At 68.7% G+C, this 24,303-nt stretch carries 20 protein-coding genes; 13 read left to right on the forward strand and 7 right to left on the reverse strand.

The annotated features are described in order from the left end of the window. Nucleotides 1–208 precede the first annotated feature (208 nt). Nucleotides 209–988, forward strand: coding sequence for a tRNA (guanosine(46)-N7)-methyltransferase TrmB (gene trmB, locus LRR16_RS03940; protein ID WP_370646749.1), 780 nt, complete (start codon nt 209–211; stop codon nt 986–988). 347 nt (nt 989–1,335) lie between these two features. Here the strand turns inward: trmB and LRR16_RS03945 are convergent, their stop codons facing one another. From LRR16_RS03945 to LRR16_RS03955, 3 genes are all read right to left on the reverse strand, one after another. Beyond that, nucleotides 1,336–2,217 (reverse strand): undecaprenyl-diphosphate phosphatase, encoded by an 882-nt coding sequence (locus LRR16_RS03945; protein WP_006576557.1) that lies wholly within the window; start codon nt 2,215–2,217, stop codon nt 1,336–1,338. 191 nt (nt 2,218–2,408) lie between these two features. After that, a complete protein-coding gene (locus tag LRR16_RS03950) occupies nt 2,409–2,978 on the reverse strand; it encodes a DUF1439 domain-containing protein (protein ID WP_232204851.1) in 570 nt (189 codons plus the stop codon). A gap of 20 nt (nt 2,979–2,998) precedes the next feature. Continuing rightward, on the reverse strand, nt 2,999–3,289 hold the full coding sequence (locus tag LRR16_RS03955; RefSeq protein WP_232204852.1) for a YkgJ family cysteine cluster protein: 291 nt from the start codon (nt 3,287–3,289) through the stop codon (nt 2,999–3,001). Between the two features lie 195 nt (nt 3,290–3,484). On the opposite strand from LRR16_RS03955, the gene LRR16_RS03960 reads away from it, so the two are divergent. The 7 genes from LRR16_RS03960 to LRR16_RS03990 all read left to right on the forward strand — a co-directional run bounded on the left by LRR16_RS03960 (nt 3,485) and on the right by LRR16_RS03990 (nt 12,717). Next, nucleotides 3,485–4,417: a TetR/AcrR family transcriptional regulator gene (locus LRR16_RS03960; protein WP_231906235.1), complete on the forward strand. Its 933-nt coding sequence runs from the start codon at nt 3,485–3,487 to the stop codon at nt 4,415–4,417. Then, a complete protein-coding gene (locus tag LRR16_RS03965) occupies nt 4,401–5,525 on the forward strand; it encodes an efflux RND transporter periplasmic adaptor subunit (RefSeq protein WP_232204853.1) in 1,125 nt (374 codons plus the stop codon). The genes LRR16_RS03960 and LRR16_RS03965 overlap by 17 nt, the downstream gene beginning before the upstream one ends. An 18-nt stretch (nt 5,526–5,543) precedes the next feature. Then, complete coding sequence (locus LRR16_RS03970) at nt 5,544–8,786, forward strand: efflux RND transporter permease subunit (RefSeq protein WP_232204854.1); 3,243 nt, start codon at nt 5,544–5,546, stop codon at nt 8,784–8,786. A 163-nt stretch (nt 8,787–8,949) separates the two neighbouring features. Further along, on the forward strand, nt 8,950–9,603 hold the full coding sequence (locus LRR16_RS03975) for a protein-L-isoaspartate O-methyltransferase (protein WP_006579502.1): 654 nt from the start codon (nt 8,950–8,952) through the stop codon (nt 9,601–9,603). A gap of 13 nt (nt 9,604–9,616) precedes the next feature. After that, nucleotides 9,617–9,943, forward strand: coding sequence for a rhodanese-like domain-containing protein (locus LRR16_RS03980; RefSeq protein ID WP_006579501.1), 327 nt, complete (start codon nt 9,617–9,619; stop codon nt 9,941–9,943). Between the two features lie 117 nt (nt 9,944–10,060). Further along, a complete protein-coding gene (locus tag LRR16_RS03985; RefSeq protein WP_370646750.1) occupies nt 10,061–11,512 on the forward strand; it encodes a TolC family outer membrane protein in 1,452 nt (483 codons plus the stop codon). Nucleotides 11,513–11,553: 41 nt separating this feature from the next. Next, the gene (locus LRR16_RS03990; protein ID WP_232204855.1) at nt 11,554–12,717 is read left to right on the forward strand and encodes an AAA family ATPase; all 1,164 of its coding nucleotides are present in this window, start codon (nt 11,554–11,556) and stop codon (nt 12,715–12,717) included. A gap of 82 nt (nt 12,718–12,799) precedes the next feature. Here the strand turns inward: LRR16_RS03990 and LRR16_RS03995 are convergent, their stop codons facing one another. The 4 genes from LRR16_RS03995 to LRR16_RS04010 all read right to left on the reverse strand — a co-directional run bounded on the left by LRR16_RS03995 (nt 12,800) and on the right by LRR16_RS04010 (nt 17,655). Then, the gene (locus tag LRR16_RS03995; RefSeq protein ID WP_232204856.1) at nt 12,800–13,627 is read right to left on the reverse strand and encodes an META and DUF4377 domain-containing protein; all 828 of its coding nucleotides are present in this window, start codon (nt 13,625–13,627) and stop codon (nt 12,800–12,802) included. Between the two features lie 125 nt (nt 13,628–13,752). Beyond that, the gene (gene waaA, locus LRR16_RS04000) at nt 13,753–15,156 is read right to left on the reverse strand and encodes a lipid IV(A) 3-deoxy-D-manno-octulosonic acid transferase (protein ID WP_232204955.1); all 1,404 of its coding nucleotides are present in this window, start codon (nt 15,154–15,156) and stop codon (nt 13,753–13,755) included. A 2-nt stretch (nt 15,157–15,158) separates the two neighbouring features. Further along, nucleotides 15,159–16,289: a lipopolysaccharide heptosyltransferase I gene (gene waaC, locus LRR16_RS04005; RefSeq protein ID WP_370646751.1), complete on the reverse strand. Its 1,131-nt coding sequence runs from the start codon at nt 16,287–16,289 to the stop codon at nt 15,159–15,161. Then, nucleotides 16,270–17,655, reverse strand: a complete 1,386-nt coding sequence (locus tag LRR16_RS04010; protein WP_006575856.1) for a phosphomannomutase/phosphoglucomutase — start codon at nt 17,653–17,655, stop codon at nt 16,270–16,272. Before LRR16_RS04010 ends, waaC begins: the two co-directional genes overlap by 20 nt. Before the next feature lie 333 nt (nt 17,656–17,988). Between LRR16_RS04010 and LRR16_RS04015 the strand changes: the two genes are divergently transcribed. The 5 genes from LRR16_RS04015 to LRR16_RS04035 all read left to right on the forward strand — a co-directional run bounded on the left by LRR16_RS04015 (nt 17,989) and on the right by LRR16_RS04035 (nt 24,150). Next, complete coding sequence (locus tag LRR16_RS04015) at nt 17,989–19,170, forward strand: glycosyltransferase family 4 protein (RefSeq protein WP_232204857.1); 1,182 nt, start codon at nt 17,989–17,991, stop codon at nt 19,168–19,170. Nucleotides 19,171–19,180: 10 nt separating this feature from the next. Continuing rightward, on the forward strand, nt 19,181–20,506 hold the full coding sequence (locus LRR16_RS04020) for an exopolysaccharide biosynthesis polyprenyl glycosylphosphotransferase (protein WP_232204858.1): 1,326 nt from the start codon (nt 19,181–19,183) through the stop codon (nt 20,504–20,506). A 104-nt stretch (nt 20,507–20,610) separates the two neighbouring features. After that, nucleotides 20,611–21,771 carry a glycosyltransferase gene (locus LRR16_RS04025; protein ID WP_232204859.1) on the forward strand — a complete coding sequence of 387 codons (1,161 nt, stop codon included), beginning with the start codon at nt 20,611–20,613 and terminating at the stop codon, nt 21,769–21,771. Next, nucleotides 21,771–23,039 (forward strand): lipopolysaccharide biosynthesis protein, encoded by a 1,269-nt coding sequence (locus LRR16_RS04030; RefSeq protein ID WP_232204860.1) that lies wholly within the window; start codon nt 21,771–21,773, stop codon nt 23,037–23,039. The genes LRR16_RS04025 and LRR16_RS04030 overlap by 1 nt, the downstream gene beginning before the upstream one ends. A 16-nt stretch (nt 23,040–23,055) precedes the next feature. Continuing rightward, entirely contained in the window at nt 23,056–24,150 is a 1,095-nt protein-coding gene (locus LRR16_RS04035; protein ID WP_370646752.1) for a glycosyltransferase family 4 protein, read from the forward strand. The last annotated feature ends 153 nt before the right edge of the window (nt 24,151–24,303 follow it).

A 24,303-nucleotide genomic window follows, 5' to 3' on the forward strand; every position in this document is an offset into this window, starting at 1 on the left:
CAGCCCATTTCGGCCCGTTGCAGCTCATTGCACCCATTCCAGCGCTGAAAGACAGGCCACACCGCAGACCGAAAGTATCGTCCCGGGACAACAGCGGCGCGGCTATTGCGCCGGTACGCCTGCGGTAAAATGGCGCCCCTGACAAACGTATCCTCTGGCCGCCGCTCTCGCCCTGTTCGGTGAATCGCCCGGCGGCCTTTTTGTTGCCATGCTTCCCGACGAATCCACCCCTACCCTGCCCGACGACGAGATGTCCGGCACTGCCGGCGAACCGAGCGGCCACGCGCAGGATCCCGCCGCCAATGTCGCCCATCCGCGCCGCATCCGCTCCTTCGTGCGCCGGGCGGGGCGGACCTCGACCGGCCAGCAGCGCGCCATCGACGAGCTGGGCCCGCGCTTCGTGCTGCCCTACACCGGCCAGCCGCTGGACTGGCAGGCGGCGTTCGGGCGAGAAGCGCCATCGATCCTGGAGATCGGTTTCGGCATGGGGGAGACGACGGCGCATATCGCGCAGCTGCGGCCGCAGGACAACTTCCTCGGCTGCGAGGTGCACGAGCCAGGCGTGGGGGCACTGCTCAAGCTGATCGGCGAGCGCGGCATCGGCAATATCCGGATCCTGCAGCACGACGCGGTCGAAGTGGTGGCCCACATGCTGACCGAGGAAAGCCTGGACGGCGTTCACATCTTCTTCCCCGATCCGTGGCACAAGAAGCGCCACAACAAGCGCCGGCTGGTGCAGCCGCCGCTGGTCAAGCTGTTGGCGAGCCGTTTGAAGTCCGGCGGCTATCTGCACTGTGCGACCGACTGGGAGGAGTACGCGCACCAGATGGTCGAGGTGCTGTCGGGCGAGCCGACGCTGGCCAATACTTCGGACGCGCCGGGCGGCTTTGCCGAGCGGCCCGACTACCGGCCGGTGACCAAGTTCGAGCGCCGCGGGCTACGGCTTGGACACGGCGTCTGGGATGTGGTGTTCCGCAAGCGGGGATGAGCGGAGGCTGAAGGATAGCTGACCTGACCCTCAGGCGGCCTATTGCGTTCTCCCTCTCCGCCTCATGGGAGAGGGCCGGGGAAAGGGAGGTGGTTTCAATCGGCATTGGCATGACCACCGCCGCATGCCCTCTCCCCCGCCCCTCTCCCGCAAGCGGGAGAGGGGAGAAAGAATGCAGCACTACGGGGCTTGGCAAACCTAATGTGTTCTCCCTCTCCCCCTCATGGGGGAGAGGGTTGGGGAGAGGGAGGTGGTTTCAAACCATGCCGGCATAGCCACCGCCGCGTGCCCTCTCCCCCGCCCCTCTGCCGCAAGCCGGAGAGGGGAGCAAACCGCGGCAAAGACGTTCAACCGTGCCAGGCCACGATGCCCAGCTGCGCGGTGGCCAGCACCAGCACGCCGAACACGATCCGGTACCAGGCGAACGGCTTGAAGTCGTGCGTCGCGACGAATCGCAGCAGCCAGCGCACGCACAGGAAGGCCGACAGGAAAGCGAACACGAAGCCGATCGCGAACACGCCGATGTCGTCGGCCGACAGCAGATCGCGCGCCTTGTACAGTTCGTAGACGCTGGCGCCGAAGATCACCGGGATCGCCAGGAAGAACGAGAACTCGGTCGCGACCTGGCGCGACAGTCCGAACAGCATGCCCCCGATGATGGTGGCGCCCGAGCGCGAGGTGCCCGGCACCAGCGCGAAGCACTGCGCGATGCCGACCTTCAGCGCGTCGCGCCAGTTCATGTCGTCGACCGATTCGATGCGCGGCGCGCTGGCCTTGGCCGCCTCGAGCAGCGCATTGCCTTGCGGATGCGACACCTGCCCGCGCCGGCTCTCGCGCCATTCGGCCAGCAGGATCACCAGTCCGCCGACGATGAACGCCGTCGCCACCGTGATCGGGTTGAACAGATAGGCCTTGATCCATTTGCCGAGCAGGAAGGCCAGCACGATCGCCGGCACCGTCGCGATGATCACGTTGATCGCGAAACGCTGCGCGCGCGGCTCGGTCGCGAGCCCGCCGACGACGTCGACGATGCGCCGGCGGAATTCCCAGCACACGGCCAGGATCGCGCCGAACTGGATCACGATCTCGAAGATCTTGCCCTTCTCGTCGTTGAAGTTCAGCAGCTCGCCGGCCAGGATCAGGTGCCCGGTGCTGGAGATCGGGAGAAACTCGGTCAGTCCTTCGACGATGCCGAGGATCAGGGCTTTGAGGGCGATGGCGATATCCATGCGATAGCGGACGATTGAAGCGATTCAGGGACAAGGCGCCCGCCGGCCGGCGCATTGGCGCAGCCACACGGGCACGCGTTGATAGCGTTGTTGACAGCGTCGATTCCAGGGGACGACCCAGGGCGGCACGACCATGCCGCCCCGCGAAGGCCGGGCGAACGCCGGCCCCGCATCGAATATTGTTCTTGCTGCTACTGCCGGTTGATCTTGACGTTGATGCCGTCCGGCAGCACGGTGATTGTACCGGGCTCGACACGCGAGCCGCCGAACTTGAGCTCGTCGGGCTTGAACGTATAGAGCGGATAGTCCTGCAGCAGCTGCTCGGCCAGAATGCCGCCGAGTGCGTTCAGCTGACGCGAGTACTGCTGCGGCAGCCCGGCCACGTCGAACTGCTTGACCTCGGGATCCTGCAGCACCACGGACTTCGTCGCCGGGTCGTAGCGCAGCGCGCTGTCGAGGGCAAAGCGTCCCTTCATCGCCTCGCGGAAGAACAGCCGGTTGTCCAGCGTGGCGTCGAACGCGATGCTGACGCGATTGCGCTGCGGATCGAGCACCAGTTGCGGGTTGGCCAGCTGGATGTCGAACAGCTGCATGTAGCGCTGGCTGAACGGAAACTTGCGCTCGAGCGCGGACTGTAGCTGGCTCTGCGAAAAGGTGTATTCGTTGCCGACCCAGCCGCAACCGGCCAGCCAGGCGAGCGACACGGTCAGCGCGGCGGTGCCGCAGGCCGCCAGCCAGCGCCGGCGAGAAATCATGGCCATCCACTGTTCTCCAGGTTCGGTCAGGCGCCGCGGGCCAATGCCGGCGCGGTCGCGACCTCAAGTTGCGTCAGCCAGTGCAGCGCCGCCTCGCGCGATTCGCCGCACATCTCGGCCGAGGGCCGCAGGCCGCCACAGAAGGCAGGCCGATCTGGGCGGCCGAACACGGCGCAGCGCATGTCGGGCAGCAACTGCGCGCATGGTACGCCGGCCGGCTTGCCCCGCGGCATGCCCGGCAGCGGCGAGGCGATCGACGGCGCGATACAGCAGGCGCCGCAACCGGCACGGCAGGAAACGTCAGACTGGCAGGACATCGCAATGGTTCAGAACGGCATGGCGGGGGCGATCGCCCGGCGCCAAAGCAGCCATTGTGCACCACCGCCCGGCCGCGGCCTGTGTTCCGGCCCACATCCGGGCGCCGCGCTTGACCGCTCCCGGGCGTGCACACTACATTACTGACCCATCGGTTATTTATTTCGCCGCCCGTCCTGGCGCGGCGCTCCCCTGCAGTGAATCCACCCCAAGTCCGACGCCTCGACGCCACCGCTGGTGCCAACACCGGGCCCAACGACGGCGCCCCCGAAGCGCGGCGCTGGTCGCGCCGCAAATCCGCCCGTCCGCAGGAGCTGGTGGCGGCGGCGCTCGAACTGTTTGTCGAGCGCGGCTACGCGGCCACGCGGCTGGAAGACGTCGCCGCGGCGGCCGGGGTATCGAAGGGCACGGTCTATCTGTACTTCGCCAACAAGAAGGAACTGTTCAAGACCGTGGTGCGCGAGAACCTGGTGCCGGCGCTGGTGCGCGGCACCGATCTGGTGGACACCTACGAGGGTTCGACCCCGGAGCTGCTGCGCGAGCTGCTGCGCGGCTGGTGGGGACTGATCGGCGCGACGCCGGTGGCCGGCCTGACCAAGCTGATCATGGCGGAATCGGCCAACTTCCCCGATATCGCGCGCTTCTACCACGAGGAGGTGATGGTGCCCGGCGACGAGCTGTTCGCGCGCGTGCTGGCGCGTGGCGTCGCCCGCGGCGAGTTCCGCTCGCTGCCGGCCAACCCGACCACCACGCTGATCTGCGCGCCGCTGGTTTTCCTGATGCTGTGGCAGCGCGCGTTCCGCATCGGCTCGGACGTCGACATCGATCCGGAGGCGTTTCTGGACAACCTGCTGCAGGTGCTGCTGTTCGGCCTGACCGCCGGCGCCGCGCGCGATACGCCGCTGCCGCCGCAGGCCGGTCCCTACGTCTGGGAACAGATCCGCGACGAGATGCAGGAACAAGCCCGTCTGCAAGGCGACGCTCGCGTCGACGGATCGCCGCACGATACCGTGCGCCACCCCGTGCGTGCAGTGCGGGCAAACGGCCGCCCCACCCCGGCGGCCACTCCCGAACCGAAACCGAAACGCCGCCGGACCGGCCGCGCCCCTGACGATGAAGATTTCGCGTAACAAGCTGCTGCTCGCGGTGTTGGGCCTGGCCGTGCTGGTTGGCGCCGGCGCGATGGTGCGCAAGGCCAGCGGCAGCAAGCAGCCCCCTGCAGCGGTGGCCCCTGCCCCGGCGGCCAACGTGATCGAGCTGCTGCAGGCCGACGTGGTCGCCGCCGCGGCGCACGACCTGCGCGTGACGCTGCCGCTGTCGGGCAGCCTGCGCGCGCTGAACCAGGCCGCGGTCAAGGCCAAGGTCTCGGGCGAGGTCCGCGACGTGCTGGTGCGCGAAGGCGAACCGGTGCGCGCGGGCCAGGTGATCGTGCGCATCGATCCGACCGAATACCAGGCCAAGGTCACGCAGGCGCGCGGGCAGATGCTGGCCCAGCGCGGGCAGTACGAGAACGCGCGCCAGACATACGAGCGCAATCGCGATCTGGTCGGACGCGGCTTCATCTCGAAGACCGCCTTCGACAAGTTCCAGTCCGAGCTCGACGTGGCCAAGGCCAATCTCGATGCGGCCGAGGGCGGGCTGGCGGTCGCGCAGAAGGCGCTGACCGACACCGTGGTCAAGTCGCCGCTGGACGGCATGGTCGCCGTGCGCTCGGTGCAGCCGGGCGAGAAGGTGTCACCGGACACCGCGCTGCTGGAGGTGGTCGACCTGCGCGTCCTCGAACTGGAGGCGCCGGTGCCGATGGCCGATGTCGGCCGCGTGGCGATCGGCCAGCCGGTCCAGCTTGAGGTCGAGGGCGCGGGCCGCTTCGAGGGCAAGCTGGTGCGGATCAACCCGGCCGTCACGCAGGGCACGCGCAGCATCATGGTCTACGTGCGCGTCGACAATCCCGAGCACCGGCTGCGCGCCGGCATGTTTGCGCAGGGCGGACTGGTTCTCGGCCAGCGCGCCGGCGTGGTGTCGGTGCCGATCACCGCGGTACGAACCGAGGGCGAGCGGGCCTTCGTCTATGTGATCGAGAACGGCGTGCTGGCCGAGCGGCCGGTGCAGCTTGGCATCCGCGACGACAGCACCGGGCTGGTCGAGATCGCCGGCGGCCTGACGAGCGGCGCGCAGGTCGTGCGCAGCAACCTCGGCACCTTGCGGGTCGGCAGTCAGGTTCGCCTGGTCAAGGCCTGAACGAGCGGAGCGCCCGATATGTGGTTCACGCGTCTGTCGATCCGCAACCCGGTGATGGCCACGATGATGATGATGGCCTTCATCGTGATCGGGCTGTTTTCGTACCAGCGGCTGCCGGTCGACCAGTTCCCGGACATCACCTTCCCGATCGTCGTGGTGCAGACCGAATATCCGGGCGCGCCGCCCGAGTCGGTCGAGTCCGATGTCACGCGCAAGGTCGAGGAGATCGTCAATACGATTTCGGGCATCGACGAGATCTTCTCGCACTCGTACCAGGGCACCTCGGTCGTCGTGATCAAGTTCGACCTGTCGGTCGACGTGGCGCAGGCCGCCCAGGACGTGCGCGACAAGATCGCGCTGATCCGGCCGCAGTTCCGCGACGAGGTCGAGGAACCGCGCGTGCTGCGCTACGACCCGTCGGACGCGCCGATCTTCCATCTGTCGGTCTCGAACGCGCCCGGCTCCGCGCGCAGCCAGCGCGAACTGACCACCATCGCGGACCAGATCGTGCGCAAACGGCTGGAGACGGTGCGCGGCGTCGGCGCGATCAGCATCGTCGGCGGCACCAAGCGCGAGATCGAGATCCGGATTCGCCCGGCGCAGTTGGAGGCGCTGGGCATCGGTGTCGACCAGGTGATGACCGCGATCCGCAACGAGAACCAGGAGCTGCCCGCGGGCGAGCTGCGTTCGTCGGCGACCGAGACCGTGGTGCAGATCAAGGGCCGTGTGGTGGATCCGGCCGCGTTCAGGCAGATCATCGTCGCGCGCCGGGGCAATCAGCCGGTCACGCTCGAGCAGGTGGCCGAGGTCCGCGACGGCGAACAGGAACAGGAAAGCCTGGCCCTGCTCGGCGGCAAGCGCGCGCTGTTCCTGTCGGTGGTCAAGGCACAGGGGCAGAACACCGTCGATACGGTCGACGGCCTGGTGCGCATGACCGACGAGGTGCGCAAGCTGGTGCCGGCCGGCGTGCAGCTGACCGTGATCAACGACAGCGCGCGCGGCATCCGCCGCAGCGTCGACGAGGTCCGCTCGACGCTGCTCGAGGGTGCGTTCCTGACGGTGGCGATCGTCTTCCTGTTCCTCGGCTCGTGGCGCAGCACGGTGATCACCGGGCTGACGCTGCCGATCGCGCTGATCGGCACCTTCGGCGTGATGTACCTGTTCGGCTTCACGCTGAACGTGATCACGCTGATGGCGCTGTCGCTGTGCGTCGGCCTGCTGATCGACGATGCCATCGTGGTGCGCGAGAACATCGTGCGGCACAACCTGATGGGCAAGAACCACCGCGCCGCGGCGCTGGACGGCACCGAGGAGATCGGCCTGGCGGTGCTGGCGACGACGTTCTCGATCGTCGCGGTGTTCCTGCCGGTCGGCTTCATGGGCGGCATCATCGGCCGCTTCTTCCATCAGTTCGGCATCACCGTGGTCGCCGCGGTGATGATCTCGATGTTCGTGTCGTTCACGCTGGACCCGATGCTGTCGTCGGTCTGGCACGACCCGGACCTGCACGGCACCGGCAACAAGCGCAGCTGGTACGGCCGCAGCATCGGCCGGCTGCTGGACTGGTTCTCGGCGCGGATGGACGCGCTCGGCCACGGCTATGGCGCAATGCTGGGCTGGGCGCTGAAGCACCGGCTGGCGACCGCGCTGATCGCCGTGGCGACCTTCTTCGGCAGCTTCGCGCTGGTGCCGCTGATCGGCACCGAGTTCGTACCGAACGCCGACCTCGGCGAGACGCAGATCGGCTTCACCACGCCGGTCGGCACCGCGCTCGAGGTCACCGAGGCCAAGGTGCGGCAGGTCGAGGCCGCGCTGCGCGAATTCCCCGAGGTCGCCTACACCTACGCGACCATCAATGCCGGCAACACTTCGGGCCGCAACAACGCGCTGGTGTCGGTGCGGCTGGTCGACCGCAAGCAGCGCGAGCGGACCACCACGCAGCTCAATCCCTTGATCCGCGAGCGGATGAACCGCATCGCCGGCATCACGCTGACGATGGTCGGCATGCCCGATGGCGCCGGCGGGCAGAAGGCGATCCAGGTCTCGCTGCAGGGCGACGACCTGGGCGAACTGAAGCGGCTGTCGAAGGAGGCATCGCGCCGGATGCGGGCGATCCCCGGGCTGGTCGATCTCGATTCCAGCATGAAGGACGACCGTCCCACCGTCGAGGTGCGGATCCGCCGCGAGCTAGCCTCGGACCTGGGCATCGGCATCACGCAGATCGGCAATGCGCTGCGGCCGCTGCTGGCCGGCGATGCGATCAGCAGCTGGCGCGCGCCGGACGACGAGAACTACGACGTCCGCGTGCGGCTGCCGAAGGACGCGCGCACCGGCATGGCGGACCTGTCGGCGCTGATGATCGCCAGCACGCAGACCAACCCCGACGGCTCGCCGCGGATGGTGCCGCTGCGCCAGATCGCCGAGCTGGTGCCGACCACCGGGGCCAATCAGATCAGCCGGCGCGACCTGAACCGCGAGGTCGAACTGACGGCCAATACGGCCGGACGGTCGCAGGGCGAGGTCGCGCGCGACATCCAGCACGCGCTCGACGGCATGACGTGGCCGGTCGGCTACAAGTACCGCTTCGGCGGCTCGACCAAGTCGATGAACGAATCGTTCGGCTATGCGGTGTCGGCGCTCGCGCTGGCGGTGATCTTCATCTACATGATCCTCGCCTCGCAGTTCGCCAGCTTCTTCCAGCCGGTCGCCATCATGACGTCGCTGCCGCTGACGCTGATCGGCGTGTTCGCGGCGCTGCTGCTGTTCGGCTCGACGCTGAACATGTTCTCGATCATCGGCTTCATCATGCTGATGGGCCTGGTGACCAAGAACGCGATCCTGCTGGTCGACTTCGCCAATCAGGCGCGGCGCGGCGAGCACGGCAAGGCACCGCTGTCGCGCGAGGCGGCGCTGGTCGAGGCGGCCCGCGTGCGGCTGCGCCCGATCCTGATGACCACGCTGGCGATGATCTTCGGCATGGTGCCGCTGGCCTTCAGCCTCGGCGAAGGCGCCGAGCAGCGCGCCCCGATGGGACAGACGGTGATCGGCGGCATCATCACCTCGTCGATCCTGACGCTGGTGGTGGTGCCGGTGATTTACACCTACCTGGACGACTTTGGCGGCTGGCTGGCCCGGCGCTGGCGGGGCAAGGCGGCGGGGGACGTACCCCAGGGCGAAGCCGGAGCGGCGGCTCCCGCGGGTCAGGACCCGTCGGCGGACGCTGCCCTGCCGGCCTCGCGCCGGCCCGCGAGCGCGGAATGACGATCCGACGCACCGGCGCCAGGCGCCCCGCCCCCGCTCCGGTCGGATGCCCCGGCGTCACGCCGGGGAGTTAAAATGTCGGGTTTGACGGAATTCCCCGGCCCCTGGCACCGCGCGGCCGGAATACGAAACAGATAGCGGTTGGCATAGCAAGGAAGGCAAGATGGACCTCGAAAAAGCCCGATTCAACATGATCGAACAGCAGATCCGGCCCTGGGACGTGCTGGATCAGGAAATCCTCGACCTGCTGGCCGTGGTCAAGCGCGAGCAGTTCGTGCCCGCGGCGTACCAGGCGCTGGCCTTCGTCGATACGGAAATCCCGCTGCCGGGCGGCCAGAACATGCTGGCACCGCGCGTCGAGGCCCGCGTGCTGCAGGAACTGGGCGTGCGCAAGCACGAGAACGTGCTGGAGATCGGCGCCGGTTCCGGCTACATGGCCGCGCTGCTGGCCCATCGCGCCCGCCACGTGCTGACCGTGGACATCCGCCCCGAACTGGCCGCGCTGGCGCGCGAGAACCTGGCCAAGGCCGGCATCGTCAACGTCGAGGTCGCCGAGGGCAATGCCGCCGACGGCTGGCCCGCCGGCGCCCCCTACGACGTGATCTGCATCTCCGGCTCGCTGCCGGCGGTGCCCGAGGCGATGCTGTCGCAGATCAAGGTCGGCGGCCGCATCGCCGCCTTCGTCGGCACGCTGCCGGTGATGGAGGCGCAGCTGATCACGCGCGTGTCGGACACCGAATACCAGACCGTCAATCTGTTCGAGACCGCGGTCGCCCCGCTGACCGGCATCAAGCCGCCGTCGCGCTTCCAGTTCTGAACCGGAAACCACCATGCAGCAGATTACCGCCACCGAGTTGTCCCAATGGCTGGGCGACGCCAACCGCGCCAAGCCGGTGCTGCTCGACGTGCGCGAGGACTGGGAAGTCCAGACCTGCGCGCTGCCCGGCATCACGCATATCCCGATGGGCCAGATCGTCGCGCGCGCCGCCGAGCTGGACCCGGACGCCGAAGTCGTCTGCGTCTGCCATCACGGCGGCCGCAGCATGCAGGTGGCCAACTTCCTGGAGCGGCAACATGGCTTCGGCAAGGTCTACAACCTGAGCGGCGGGGTGCATGCCTGGGCCGAACAGGTCGATCCCGCGATGCCGAAGTACTGAGCGGACGCTAACCGTCGGCCGCGCCGCGTCCGACAAGCTGGAGACGTCATGAGGTTTGCGCTGTGTCCCGCGCGGAGTGCCGCGCATGCTGTTGCGTCGAATGGAGTGTCGAAGGGTTTGTCGGAGGGTCGGGTCGATGGCCTTGCGCTCGGTCCATCGCGCGCCGTCTCCGGCGTGGCGCTGGCGCTGTGCCTGGCCGCCCTGCTGCCGTTGCCTGCCAGCGCGGCCGACCTGCTGCAGGTCTATCGCGAGGCGCAGTCCAACGACGCCCAGTTCGCCAGCGCGCGCGCCCAGCTTGCCGCCTCGCAGGAACGGCTGCCGCAGGGCCGCGCCGGCCTGCTGCCGCAAATCAACGGCGTGGCCGGCGTTACCCGCACCAAGATCGACCAGAGCGCGCCGATCGACGCCAACCGCTTCCTGAACAACAAGAACTGGGCGCTGCAGCTGACGCAGCCGCTGTTCCGCTGGGACCGCTGGGAAACCTACAAGCAGGGCGAACTGGCTGCGCTGGCGGGGGAAGTCACCTTCAGCCAGGCGCAGCTGGACCTGATCACGCGCACGTCCCAGGCCTACTTCGACGTGCTGGCCGCGCAGGACAACCTGTATCTGGCCGGCGCGCAGAAGCGCGCGATCGCCGAGCAGCTCGAGCAGGCCAAGCGCAATTTCGAGGTCGGCACCGCGACGATCACCGATACCAACGACGCGCAGGCCCGCTATGACCTCGCCGTCTCGACCGAAATCGCCGCGCAGAACGAGCTCGAGGTCCGGCGCGCGACGCTGCAGCAGATCACCGGCAGGCCGGTCGACGAGCTGATGGGCCTGCGCCCCGCCGCCGACATCCCCGGCCCCCAGCCGGCCGACGTCAACCTGTGGGCGCAGCAGGCCGAACAGACCAACCCGCAGGTCAGCCTGGCCCGCTACAACCTCGAGACCGCGCAGCGCGAATACAACAAGGCGCGCGCCGGCCACCTGCCCTCGGTCGATCTGGTCGCCTCGTACGGCTATCAGGATTCATCGGGCCTGGTGCAGCAGCAGATCAACGTCGCCAGCCGCTACAACAGCGCGCAGATCGGCGTGCAGCTGACCATTCCGATCTACGCCGGCGGCCAGATCCAGTCGCGTGCGCGCGAAACGCTGGCGCTGGCCGACCGTGCCGCCAGCGATCTCGAATTCGCGCGCCGCACCGCGGCGCAGAATGCGCGGCAGACCTTCTCCGGCGTATCGAACGGACTGGCCCAGGTGCGCGCGCTGGAAGCGGCCGAGCGCTCGGCGCAGACCGCGGTCGAGTCGAACCGGCTCGGCTACGAGGTCGGCGTGCGCATCAACATCGACGTGCTGAACGCCGAGGCGCAACTGTTCTCGACCCGCCGCGACCTGGCCCGGGCCCGCTACGACGCCATCATGAACGGCCTGCGCCTGAAGGCCGCCACCGGCTCGCTCAGCGAAGACGACCTGGTGCAGATCAACACGCTGCTGACCCTGCCGCCGGGCTCGATGTACAAGCTGCCCGAGCCGGCGAAGGCCGCGGCGCCCGCGTCCAAGCCGGCGCGGACGGCAAGGCGCGGCTGAGCCGATCCGTCAGGCCTCGTGCCGCAGCGTAGCCGGCCGGCATGATCACGACGCTCGCCATCGCCAACTACCGCTCCATCCGGGAGCTGGTGATGCCGCTGGGGCCGCTCAATGTGGTCAGCGGCCAGAACGGGACCGGCAAATCGAATCTGTATCGCGCGCTGCGCCTGCTGGCGGCAACCGCGCAAGGTGGCGTGGTGGCGGCGCTGGCGCGCGAAGGCGGCATGCAATCGACGCTGTGGGCCGGGCCGGAGACGGTGTCCCGCGCGATGCTGCGCGGCGAGCAGCCGGTGCAGGGGACGGTGCGCCAGCATCCGGTATCGCTGCGACTTGGCTTTGCCTCCGATGAGTTCGGCTATGCGATCGAACTCGGGCTGCGGCAGGCAATCGATTCGATGTTCACGCTGGACCCGGACATCAAGCGCGAAACCATCTGGCATGGCGAGGCGGCCCATCCTTCGTCATTGCTGGTCGACCGGCGCGGCGCGGGCGTGCGGGCGCGCGACGACAAGGGACGCTGGCAAAGCCTGCCGCTGCCCCTGCGCGGCTTCGACAGCATGCTGACCGAATATGCGGACCGCCGCAGCACACCGGAGATGCTGACGGTGCGCGAGCAGGTCCGCTCATGGCGCTTCTACGATCATTTCCGTACCGATGCCGATGCGCTGGCACGCCAGCCTCAGGTCGGCACGCATACGCCGGTGCTGTCGGACGACGGACGGGACCTGGCCGCGGCGCTGCAGACGATCCGCGAAATCGGCGACCGTGACGCGTTGAACGAATGCATCGACGATGCCTTCCCGGGCTCGCGCATCGAGATCGCCGCGCAGGACGGCCGTTTCGAGCTGCTGCTGTGGCAGCCCAGCATGCTGCGGCCGCTGCGCGCCGCCGAGCTGTCCGACGGCACGCTGCGCTATCTGCTGCTAGCCGCGGCGCTGCATACGCCGCGACCGCCGGCGCTGCTGGTGCTCAACGAACCGGAAACCAGCCTGCATGCCGACCTGCTGCCCGCGCTGGGCCGCATGATCGGCAAGGCCGCGCAACGCTCGCAGGTCATCGTGGTCTCGCATGCGGCGCGGCTGATCGCGGCGCTGGAGCAGCAGCCGGACAGCCAGGCGATCGTGCTGGAGAAGGCGCTGGGGCAGACGCAGGTGGCGGGCCTTGGCGACCTGCAGCGGCCGGCGTGGAGCTGGTTGCCGCGTTAGGCGACATTTCGGGTGCTGCTGCCCCTCCCCCGGCCTCTCCCGCGCGCGGGAGAGCGGAGACCACGGTAAAACCAGCTTCCCGTCAATTGACCCGCGTACGCCGCTGCACCTCCAGCAGCTCCCACCGGATCGCCGATGCATCGGCCGGCGGATTGGGCACGCGGTACTCGCGCACGCGCAGCGTGTAGGCGATGCCCGGCTCGAAGTCGAGCCCTTCGATGGGTCCGTACCACAGCTGCCAGGCGCCATTGGGATCGTCGCGGAAGCGATAGCAGGTCTGCTTGCCAACGCCCGTGCATTCGACCCGCTGCGAGTCGATATAGACAATCTTCTCGACGCCCGGCGCGGCCTTGGCCTGCTGGTCATCGAGCCGGTCGCCGCGCCGGCCGACGCCCTCGCGCTCCACGAAATGCAGCAGATCGCCATCGGCGGTCTTCCAGATGATCTGGCGCCCGGTCGACCCGGCCGACGGTTGCGTGCCGACCGTCGTGAACGGCGACTGCATCGCCTTGAGCAGGCTGTTCTCGACCTCCATCAGCGGCGGCGGGCAGGCGCGGCGCGTGGTGGCGACGCGATCGAAGCGCATGCCGCTGTCGGTCTTGCCATAGCTGCCGGTCATCCGGTTGCAGCCGGCGTTGCCAGTCACCGTGCCCTGCGCCGCGTCGATGCCGGCGTTGAACTCGAACAGCACCGGCTCGCCGTTGTCGCCATGCGGAATCTGTTTCAGCGAGCCGTCCGGCATCTGCCAGCGCACCAGCTCCCAGCGGCTCGGACCGCCGGGCCGGGTCTCGCTCAGCGTCGGCGTGGCCGATGGCGAATCGGGGGCCGGCGCGGTGGCACAGCCGGTCATCGCCGCGCCAAGCAGCGTTGCTGCCGCGGCGGCGGTACCCATGCGGAAGGACAGGGACATCGGTTCGCTCCTCGGGTTGGCGGGACGTATCGACGACGATGATGCGTCCCGAAGCAAAGAGAATGCCGGACGCGCCCACACGGGGCGCCTGGCAAGTGTACGCAATCGGTTTGACGGGGCGGCGGTCAGCGAGAGCCTTCGCTGTGCGCCGCGGCCGATCCATCGGTCCCTTGGCCGACCTGGGTCGCCGGAGCCTGGGCCGGCGCCGGCAGCGCCGGCACCAGCGCCTCGACGGTGCGGGCGGTGGCGCCACGGTGCTCGCCGGCAAAGGCCCGCGCCTGCGTCCGCATGCGCGACAGCCGTTCGCGGTCCGACAGCAGCACCGCGGCCGTATGCATCAGCTGTTCGGCGCTGTCGACGCGCAGGCAGGCACCGGCGGCGATCGCATCGTCGGTGGCCTGCGCGAAGTTGAACGTATGCGGGCCGATCAGCACCGGCGTGCCGACCGCGCAGGCCTCGATCAGATTCTGGCCACCGAGCGGCAACAGGCTGCCGCCGATAAAGGCGACATCCGATGCCGCAAAATACATGGCCATCTCGCCCATCGAATCGCCCAGCAGCACGTCCGCGTCGATGGGCCGATCGAGCCCGTCCTCGCCCAGCGCGCTGCGGCGCTGCAGCGTGAAGCCGGTCTGCGTGACCATCGCCGCCACCGCATCGAAGCGTTGCGGGTGGCGCGGCACCAGCAGCAGCGCCGGCGGACGCGCCGTGTCGGCGCCCTGCCCCCACACGTCGCCGCACAGCTTGCGCCAGCGCGACAGCGCATCGAGCAGCATCGCTTCCTCACCCTCGCGCGTGCTCGCCGCGGCCAATACCGGCCGCGTGCCAAAGGCCCGGCGCAGCCGCTGTCCGCGCTCGATCTGCTCGGCCGATGGCTGCATGTCGAACTTCAGGTTGCCGGTCATGCGTACCGCCGCCACGCCGAGTGCACGGAAGCGTTCGGCATCGCCCTGGGTCTGCGCCAGTACCTCGGTGAAGTCGGCATACATCGCCGCCGCGGCGCGGCCGAAGCGGGCGGTACGGCGAAAGCTGCGCGGCGACAGCCGCGCATTGACCAGGTACAGCGGCACGCCGGCCAGCCGCGCGCCGCGCACCAGGTTCGGCCACACCTCGGTCTCCATCAGCATGCCGGCCTCCGGCCGGAAATGCGCCAGGAAACGCCGCACCAGCGCCGGCACGTCGTAAGGGAGGTAGCACTGCACCAGCCGCGGCGGATCGGTGGCCATCTCTGCGCCGAACAGCTCGGCGCCGGTCTGCCGGCCGGTCGGCGTCATATGCGTCAGCACGATGCGATGGCCCGGATAGGCGGCCAGCAGCCGCGCGATCAACGGCTGCGCGGCGCGCGTCTCGCCGACCGAGACCGCATGGACCCAGAGCCATGGGCCCTGCGTCGGCAGCCCCTCGTAGCGCCCGAGGCGTTCGCCGACATGCCGCAGATAGCCGGGCTCCTTGCGCGCGCGCCACGCCAGCCGCGCCAGCGCCGTCGGCAGGATCAAACCCCAGGCCAGGTTGTACAGAACACGCAACAGCATCAGCCTTCCCGTCCGAGCCCACGCACGCGGCGCGCCGCCGCATGGACCTCCTCGACCGTCGGCGCCTCGCCGTCGTCGCCGACATTGGCGATGCGCGCCGACCAATAGCCCTCGGTCTTCCAGCGCCAGGTCGCGGTATAGATTTCCACGGTCGGCCGGCACAGCGCCGCGGCGATATGCACCAGCCCCGTGTCGACGCCGACCACCAGTTCGGCGCGATTGATCAGGCCGAAGCCCTGCATCACCGTAAAGCGCGGCAGCACGCGCGAGCCCGGCACGCCGGCGGCGATGCGCTCGGCGGCCTGCCGCTCGGCCTCGTTGCCCCAAGGCAGCATCACCGCCAGCCCCTCGGCGAACAGGCGCCGGCCCAGCTCATGCCAGTGTTCCAGCGGCCAGCGCTTCTTCGCGCCGGCGGTCGCATGGAAGCAGACCGCGTAGCGCGTCGGCAGATCGGACCACAGCGGATCGTTGGCATGCAGCACGCGCGCCTCGTCGCCGAAGAAGCGCGGCGGCTCGGCCGGCGCGACGCCGGTCAGCGCGGCGCCGAGCAGGCGCGAACGGCGCACCGAATGGGTCTGCAGCGGGACCTGGATCGGATCGGTGTAGAACAGCCGCGAGGCCGGCTCGTAGCCCGAGCCCTGCGTCGCATTGGCCAGGCCGATCACCGGCGCGCCCGCATTCCGGCGCGCGATGCGGGAGACCACCGCGGTCTTCAGCAGCCCCTGCGTCTCGATCACCGCGTCGTAGGCGTCCTCGCGCAGCGCGCGGCGGAAGGCCGCCAGCTCGCTCCACACCGCGCCGGAGAACAGGCCCTTGCGCCAGCGCCGCAGCGCGAACGGAATCACGCGCCGCACCTGCGGCAGCAGCCGCACCAGCTCGACATAGCCCTCCTCGACGACCCAGTCGATCTCGCAATCAGGCCAGCGCGCGCGCAGATCGTGGATCAGCGGCATGTTGTGCACGACGTCGCCGAGAGAGGACACCTTGACCACCAGGATGCGCGGCCGCTCCGGCATGCGCACGCCCAGCGGGCGCGGCATGCCGGCGGCCTCGATCGCCTCGGGGGCGGCGCTGTCCTGCAACGGTACTGCCGGATCGACCGGCATCCGCTCAGAACGGCAGCTGGGCATCCGGCTTCTCGGCCAGGATCACGCGCTTGAATTCCGCCTGGATGCGGGCCAGCGCGGCGTCGTTATCGGCCTCGAAGCGCATCACCACCACCGGCGTGGTGTTCGACGGACGGGCCAGCCCGAAACCGTCGGGATATTCGACACGAACGCCGTCGATCGTGATGACCTCGCGCGCGCCTTCGAACTTCGCATTGGCGCGGATCCTGTCGAGCAGCGTGAAGGGCTCGCCTTCCGCGCATTTCAATTGCAGCTCCGGCGTGCAGATCGAATTGGGCAGCGCGTTCAGCACGGCGCTCGGATCGTCGTGGCGCGACAGGATCTCCAGCAGGCGTGCGCCAGTGTAGAGGCCATCGTCGAAGCCATACCAGCGGTCCTTGAAGAACACGTGGCCGCTCATCTCGCCGGCGATCGGCGCGCCGGTTTCCTTCAGCTTGGCCTTGACCAGCGAATGGCCCGTCTTCCACATCAGCGGCTCGCCGCCATGCTCGCGAATCCACGGCGCCAGCTTGCCGGTGCACTTGACGTCGTAGATGATCTGCTGGCCCGGATGGCGCGACAGGATCTCCTGCGCGAACAGCATCAGCTGACGGTCCGGGAAGATGACCTGGCCATCCTTGGTGACCACGCCGAGCCGGTCGCCATCGCCGTCGAAGGCCAGGCCCAGCTCGTTGTCGGTCTCGCGCAGGCAGCGCATCAGATCCTGCAGGTTCTCCAGATGCGCGGGATCCGGATGGTGGTTCGGGAAGTTGCCGTCGACGTCGCAGAACAGCTCGGTCACTTCGCAGCCGAGCGCGCGGAACAGGTCGCCGACGAAGGCGCCGGCCACGCCGTTGCCGGCATCGAGCGCGATCTTCATCGGCCGCGCCAGCTTGACGTCGCTGGCGATGCGGTCCAGGTACTGCTGTCGGATGTCGACCTGCTGATAGTCGCCGGCACCGCTGGCGAAGCGTTCGGCGACGATGCGCTCGCGCAGGCCCTGGATCTGCTCGCCATAGATGGCCTTGCCGGCCAGCACCATCTTGAAGCCGTTGTAGTCGGGCGGATTATGGCTGCCGGTGACCATGATGCCCGAGGTCGCGCGGCGGCCGGCCAGCTCGACATTGGTGCCGAAGTACACCATCGGCGTGGCGACCATGCCGAGGTCGATCACATCCATGCCGGCGGCGCGCAGGCCCTCGACCAATGCCGACAGCAGTTCCGGCCCGGACAGGCGCCCGTCACGGCCGACGACGACCGCGGTCTCGCCGGCCTCGGCCGCAGCGGAACCAAAGGACAGGCCAATGGCACGGGCGACATCGCGAGTCAGGGTCTTGCCGACGATGCCGCGGATGTCGTAAGCCTTGAAGATGGAGGAATCGATTTGCATGCAGCTTCCTGGAAGTGAAGGGAGCGGGCGCCCCACCGAGGGCCTGGAGCCGGACAGTTCGTATGCCCCGCCATGTGCCCAGAACGGCGCGCCAAAACCTGTATTTTGCCGGATTGCGATCAGGCACGGCAGTTATAATCGGTTCGGCCGGGCAGTTCGGTGTCCTGACACACGCCATCGCACCCACGATTTGCTGCGCCGCCCGCCGCCATTCCCGCCGCCATTCCGATATCGCGCCCTCCTGCCACCGTGCCCTTGTCGCCGCGCTCGTTTCCCCATTCTCCGGCGCGCTGGTCCCTGCGCCGGTCCCAGCGTTTGTCCGAGTCCCAGCCCTTGTCTGCCCCCGCGCTGCCGGGGGATCGGGAACAGGCACGGCGGCCCCGCATCGCCTACCTGATCACCAATTCGGAGATCGGCGGCGCGCAGGCCCATGTGGCCACGCTGCTGGAGGCGCTGGGCAACCGGGTGGAAGCGATCGTGCTGGCCGGCGGCGACGGTCCGCTGCTGCCGACCGCGGCAGCGCTCGGGGCGCGCACGGTCCGGCTGTCCCTGCTCGACAACGCGCTGTCTCCGCTGCGCGCGTTCGCCGCGCTGCGCGAACTGATCCAGGCGCTGCGCCAGGCCGATCCGGACCTGATCCACGCGCACAGTGCCAAGGCCGGCGCGCTGGGCCGCATCGCCGGTTGGCTGCTTGGCATCCCCGTCGTCTATACCGTGCACGGCTTCGGCTTCAAGCCGGCCGCACCGCGCCGGCAGCGGATCGCCGCCCGCGCCGCCGAATGGCTGCTGGCCCCGCTGACCGCACGGCTGATCTGCGTCGCCCAGGCCGAGCGCGAACTGGCACGTGGCCTGCCCCTGCCGGCGCGGCGGATCTCCGTGATCCACAACGGCATTGCCGATGTGCCGGCGCGCGCCCAGCCTGGCGCGCCGATGCATCGCATCGTGATGGTTGCACGCTTCGCCGCCCCCAAACGGGCCGATCTGCTGATCCGCGCCTTCGCCGAGCTGGCCCATGGCGATGGCGCGCTGGCCGGTTGCGAGCTGGTGATCGCCGGCGATGGCCCGCTACTGCCGGCGATGCGGGCGCTGGCCGAACGCCTCACCCCCGGCCGCGTGGTGTTCAGCGGCAATGTCGCCGACGTGCCCGCGCTGCTGGCATCGGCGCAGGCCTTCGTGCTGGCCTCCGACCACGAGGGCTTTCCGCTGTCCATTCTGGAGGCGATGCGCGCCGGTCTGCCGGTCGTCGCCACCGATCTGCCCGGCATTCGCGAGCAGCTCGACGACGGACGCTGCGGCTTGCTGTGCGCGCCCGGCAGCGTGCCGGCCTTGGCCGACGCGCTGGCGCGCCTGGCCGGCGATGCCACGCTGCGGACGTCGCTGGGCACGGCCGCACGCGAACGCTGGGCGCTGCACTATGGCGTGACCGCAATGGCCGATGCGACCTGGTCGACCTACCGCGAGAATCTGCCGGCTGCCGCGCCGGCCAACGTGCCGCTCGCGCGGGACAGGGCCTGAGGGAATGCGCATGGACAAGGCATCGGGCACCGCCCGCCAAGCCCGCGTACCGCTGGCCATCCGCGCCCGCGGCTCCGAAACGATGCGCCGCGCCAGCCGTATGCTCGGCTGGGCCCTGCTCGGCCTGCTGCCTTTCGCGCTGAACATGGGACTGGCCGAAGCCGCGCACCAGGCGGGCTACGTCACCCACGTGTTCCCGCGCACGCTGCTGTGGTCGATCGTCCCGTATCTGCTGGCCTTCGTGCTGCTGCACCGCTCGCTGCATCTGCCAGCGATGGAAGGCAACAGCCTGGTCGGCCTCGCGGCAACCCTGCCCTTCGTCGCGCTGCTGTTCGCCTTCGCCGCCTTCCAGATCCCCTACTCGCGCGGCGCGCTGCTGCTCGGCTACCTGACCACGCTGGCGTGGATCTGGGCCGGCTACCGGCGCTATGTGCAGAACTACGTGCCGGTGTTCGGCTACACCGACCCCGCGGCCCTCGCGCAGCTGCAGCAGCTGCTGGCGATGCCCGGCGCGCTGCCGCCGGGACGTACCCGCTTCGAGCCGATTGCCTCGATCGAAGAGGCGGTGCACTGCGACGGCCTGATGCTCGATCGCAGCGCCGCCGCCGATCCCGAGCGCACGCGGCTGCTGGCGCGCTACAAGATGAGCCACGTGCGGATCTACTCGGTCGAGCGCGTCGGCGAGATGCTGACCGGCCGGCTGGGGCTCGACCATATCGACGAGAACTTCCTCGACGATCATGCCGCGCACTATTTCTACGGCTATCTGAAGCGCCTGATCGATGTCGCCACGGTGCTGTGCCTGGCCCCGTTGGCGCTGCCCGCGGCCCTTGCCGTTGCGGTGGCTATCCGGCTCGATTCGCCCGGCCCCGCGCTGTTCCGGCAGGTACGGGTCGGCCTGCTGGGCAAGCCATTCACGATGCTCAAGTTCCGCAGCATGGAAGCCGCGCCGCAGGACGCAGCCCGCTTCGCCGCCCGGCGCGACCCGCGCGTGACCCGCGTCGGCCGCGTGATCCGCAAATACCGGCTCGACGAGATCCCGCAGCTGTGGAACGTGCTGACCGGCGACATGAGCCTGATCGGGCCGCGTCCCGAGCAGGTGCCGATGGTCGAGCGCTTTGCCGACACGATCCCCTACTACCCGTACCGGCATCTGGTGCGCCCAGGCCTGTCGGGCTGGGCGCAGGTGCAGCAGGGCTATGCGGGCACGCACGAGGAAACGGTCACCAAGCTCAGCTACGACCTGTACTACGTGAAGCATTGCAGCTTCGCGCTCGATCTGCTGGTGGCGGTGAAGACGGTGCGGACGTTGCTGACTGGGTATGGGGCGCGGTGATGCAGGCGCATGAGCGCGGCGTGGCGCCGGTGCGTGGCCTGTCGGCGAATGCGCCCGGATCGTTTGGTTCGACGGCATTGCCGTTCGCGTCGACCTCCTCCTCCATGGAACTGCCGCAGTTACCGCGCTCGCCGATGCGCATTCTGCTGCTGACCACCGGCCTGCGCCTTGGCGGCGCAGAGCAGCAGGTCGCCGCGCTCGCGCGCCGCTTCGATGCACTGGGCCACGGGGTAGCGGTGGTCAGCCTGACGCCGGGATGCGAGGTGGCACTGCCGCCCGGCATCGAGACGCTGAACCTCGCCATGCGCAAGTCGCCGTGGTCGATGGCGCGGGCGCTGCGGCAGATGCGCCGTTTCATCCAACACTGGCGGCCGGACGTCATCCACGCGCACATGGTCCATGCCAACCTGTTCGGCCGCGCCTTGGTCGCGACCGGCTCGGCGCGCACCATGCCGCCGCTCGTCTGCACTGCGCACAGCGCACGCGAGGGCGGCATGGCGCGCATGCTGGCCTATCGGCTGACCGATCGCTGGGCCGGCCTGACGACGCATGTCAGCGCCGAGGGCCGGGAAAGAATGATCACGGCTGGTGCAGTGCAGGCGGGGCGCATCGTGGTGCTGCCCAACGGCATCGATACCGCACGGTTCCGGCCCGATGGCACGGCGCGGGCGCAGACGCGCGCGGCGCTGGGCCTCGATGCGGCCACACCGCTGCTGCTTCATGTCGGACGACTCGTCCCCGAGAAGAACCAGGCTTTGCTGCTGGAGGCATTTGCCCGCCTGCCGTCGTCGCTTGCCTCCGCACAACTGCTGATCGCGGGCGACGGCCCCGAACGCGCCGCGCTGGAACGCCGCATTGATGCCCTCTCGATCGGCGACTACGTCCGTCTGCTCGGCACGCGCGCCGATATCCCGGCCCTGCTCAATGCGGCGGACGTGTTTGCGCTGTCGTCCGATATCGAGGGCATGCCGCTGGTCGTCGGCGAAGCGATGGCCTGCGGCTGCCCCGTGGTGGCGACCGATGCGGCCGGTGTCGCGCAGATGGTCGACCGCTTTGGCCAGGTCGTACCGCGCGGCGATGCCGACGCGCTGGCAGCCGCCCTCGCTCGCGCCCTGCGCGACGGACGCGGCGACATCGCACAGCAAGCGGCAAGGCACCGCCATATCGCGGATTCGCTCGGCCTCGAGGCCATCGCGGACCAATGGCTGGCGCGCTACGCCGCGCTTGCCGCTGCAAAGGCCCACTCACGCATGGGAACCGCCTGATGCGCAGACGGGTCGCCGGCAACCTGCTGTGGATGCTGACCGAGCGCGGGCTGCAGGTGGTCACCGGCATCGCGATCGTCGCGATGCTGGCGCGCGCGCTGGGACCCGAAGGCTTCGCGCATTTCCAGTATGCCCAGGCCGTGGTCACCATCGCCGCGTCGGTCGCGCTGATCTGCGGCAGCGAAGTAGTGGTACCGCGGCTGGTTGCCGATGCGGCGAGCGCGGCCCAGCATCGCCTGCTCGCGCATGCCTTCGTGCTGCGCGCGTTTGGCGGCCTGCTCGGCTATGCGCTGATGTGCGGCTATCTGGCCGTGGCAGGCGCCGCCGCGGAGGTCTGGGCCGTGGCGCTGCTCCTCGGCATCGCCATCCTGCTGCGCGAACCGTTTGGCGTGGTCGGCGCCTGGATGCAGGCGCATACCAACAACCGGCCGGCCACCGTGTTCAGCCTGATTTCGCTGACCATCAAGGCCGGCATGGTGGCGCTGCTGTTCACCGCCGGCAGCCGCGCCGCACCGGCCTTCGCCAGCGCCTTCGCGGTCGAGGCGGTGGTGCTGGCGCTGCTGCTCGCCGGCTACTACCTGAGCCGCGTGCCGCACCGGCGCATCGCGGTCGATTCCGCGCTGGCGGGTCAACTGCTGCGCGGCGGCACGCTGTTCTGGGCCAGCTTCATGATGATGATGGCCGCGCGCCGCGTCGATCAGCTGATCCTGCAGCCGCTGGTACCGCTCGCAGACTTCGGCGCCTATGCGGCGACGATGCAGATCCTCGACAACTACGCCGCGGCGGCCACCATCATCGCCGCCGGCGCTGCGCCGGTCTATGTCTACGGGCAAGCCGACGCCGCCCTCGCCCGCCGCAACGTTGGCCTTCTTGCGCTGATGCTCGGTGCGGTCGGCTTCGCGGGAGCGGCGGTAATCGCGGGCGCGGCGGACTGGATCATTCACCTGCTCTATGGCGAGCAATTCAGCGCCGCCATCGGGCTGCTGCGCGTCGCGGCATTCGCCACCGCGCTGCTGTTCGTCGATGTTGGCCTTACCTTGCTGCCGGTGTATCTGCGCAAGCCCGAATGGGTTGCACTCAAATGGGCCGGCACGCTGGCGATGATCCTGGTATTCGACCTGATCGCGGTACCGCGTTACGGCATCTGGGGAGCGGTTGCGGGCTATGCGCTCGCCAACGGCTTCGCGGTGATCATCGGATTGGCGCTGTGGTGGCGTTGGCGGTCGTCTACCGCCCTTCAAACGGCGACGGCAGCCCATGAGCACTAGGCCTACCCTCTGCTTTTTGACCGGAACGCTGAATGCGTTCGCCGGCGCCGAACGCATGACGGCGGTGATCGCCAACGAGCTGGCGCGGCGCGGCTACACGGTGCATATCCTGAGCCTGTGGGACGCCGCCAGTTGTTTCGACCTCGAACCCAGGGTACGGCACGAGGCGCTGTTTGCGCAGCGGCCTTCGTTCAAGAAGCGCTTCGTATCGACCGTTATAGGGATACGACGGTATCTGAATCGGCACCGAATCGATGTGCTGATCGAGGTCGATACGATGCTGACGTTGTTTACGCTGCCGGCATGCGCGGGCCTCGGCGTACGCCGCATTGCGTGGGAGCACTGCAATTTCGACCAGGACCTCGGACGGGGCGCGCGGCGGGTCGCTCGGCGACTCGCGGTTCGGACTTGCGAGCATATTGTGGTGCTGACGCAGCGGGATCGGGACAAATGGGAACAAGCGCTGGGGGCACGCAATGTGGTCGCGATTCCGAATGCGTTGCCGTTCGCGATGCCCGAGAAGCGATCGGACAGAACGTCGAAGATCGCGCTCGCCGTTGGGCGGTTGACGCATGCCAAGGGATTCGATGTGCTGTTGCACGCCTGGAAGATAGTCGCGCGCGAGCATCCGGATTGGCGGCTGGATATCGTTGGCGACGGGGAGTTGCACGATGCGCTGATGACCTTGCGGAACGAGCTCGGCTTGTCGGCAAGCGTTCGGCTACTGCCTGCGCGCCGAGATTTGTCCGACCTGTATCGCGGCGCATCGTTGTTCTGCCTGTCGTCCCGCTATGAAGGCTTCGGCCTGGTACTGATCGAGGCGATGGCCCATGGCCTGCCCGTCGTGGCGACCGATTGCGAGACGGGACCGAGAGAGGTACTCGGAGCGGCGGCGCACGCGGCGCTGGTCCCCGTTGACGACGCCGATGCGCTGGGGCACGCGATTTGTCGGACCATCGCCGATCCGGACATGACGGCCCGCATGGCGCACCTCGGGATCGAGCGGGCCAGATATTACGAGGCAAACCGGATTGCGGCTGCCTGGCTTCCGCTGCTCGAACAATCCGAAATAGCGGGCGCGCATCAAAGCGGAGTCAATCCTCAATCCTGATATTCGCGTGCTAACATTCGAGTCCAGAAAATAAGCAGCATCGAGTCCCTCTGCAACGCAGTTGTTTAAATCTGCATTGCACATCAATTAACACGGCAATATGGAGCGGCCGTCCGGCGCGTTTTATCCGACCTCCTGACTTTCCGGCTGGCA

Origin of the sequence: Cupriavidus sp. UGS-1, from assembly GCF_021213615.1 — a bacterium.
Lineage (GTDB): Bacteria > Pseudomonadota > Gammaproteobacteria > Burkholderiales > Burkholderiaceae > Cupriavidus.

Bases quoted from the DNA above. Each gene is read 5' to 3' on its own strand.
- trmB (WP_370646749.1), top strand. From the start codon at position 209: ATGCTTCCCGACGAATCCACCCCTACCCTGCCCGACGACGAGATGTCC.
- LRR16_RS03945 (WP_006576557.1), bottom strand. From the start codon at position 2,217: ATGGATATCGCCATCGCCCTCAAAGCCCTGATCCTCGGCATCGTCGAA.
- LRR16_RS03950 (WP_232204851.1), bottom strand. From the start codon at position 2,978: ATGGCCATGATTTCTCGCCGGCGCTGGCTGGCGGCCTGCGGCACCGCC.
- LRR16_RS03955 (WP_232204852.1), bottom strand. From the start codon at position 3,289: ATGTCCTGCCAGTCTGACGTTTCCTGCCGTGCCGGTTGCGGCGCCTGC.
- LRR16_RS03965 (WP_232204853.1), top strand. From the start codon at position 4,401: ATGAAGATTTCGCGTAACAAGCTGCTGCTCGCGGTGTTGGGCCTGGCC.
- LRR16_RS03970 (WP_232204854.1), top strand. From the start codon at position 5,544: ATGTGGTTCACGCGTCTGTCGATCCGCAACCCGGTGATGGCCACGATG.
- LRR16_RS03975 (WP_006579502.1), top strand. From the start codon at position 8,950: ATGGACCTCGAAAAAGCCCGATTCAACATGATCGAACAGCAGATCCGG.
- LRR16_RS03980 (WP_006579501.1), top strand. From the start codon at position 9,617: ATGCAGCAGATTACCGCCACCGAGTTGTCCCAATGGCTGGGCGACGCC.
- LRR16_RS03990 (WP_232204855.1), top strand. From the start codon at position 11,554: ATGATCACGACGCTCGCCATCGCCAACTACCGCTCCATCCGGGAGCTG.
- LRR16_RS03995 (WP_232204856.1), bottom strand. From the start codon at position 13,627: ATGTCCCTGTCCTTCCGCATGGGTACCGCCGCCGCGGCAGCAACGCTG.
- waaC (WP_370646751.1), bottom strand. From the start codon at position 16,289: ATGCCCAGCTGCCGTTCTGAGCGGATGCCGGTCGATCCGGCAGTACCG.
- LRR16_RS04010 (WP_006575856.1), bottom strand. From the start codon at position 17,655: ATGCAAATCGATTCCTCCATCTTCAAGGCTTACGACATCCGCGGCATC.
- LRR16_RS04020 (WP_232204858.1), top strand. From the start codon at position 19,181: ATGGACAAGGCATCGGGCACCGCCCGCCAAGCCCGCGTACCGCTGGCC.
- LRR16_RS04025 (WP_232204859.1), top strand. From the start codon at position 20,611: ATGGAACTGCCGCAGTTACCGCGCTCGCCGATGCGCATTCTGCTGCTG.
- LRR16_RS04030 (WP_232204860.1), top strand. From the start codon at position 21,771: ATGCGCAGACGGGTCGCCGGCAACCTGCTGTGGATGCTGACCGAGCGC.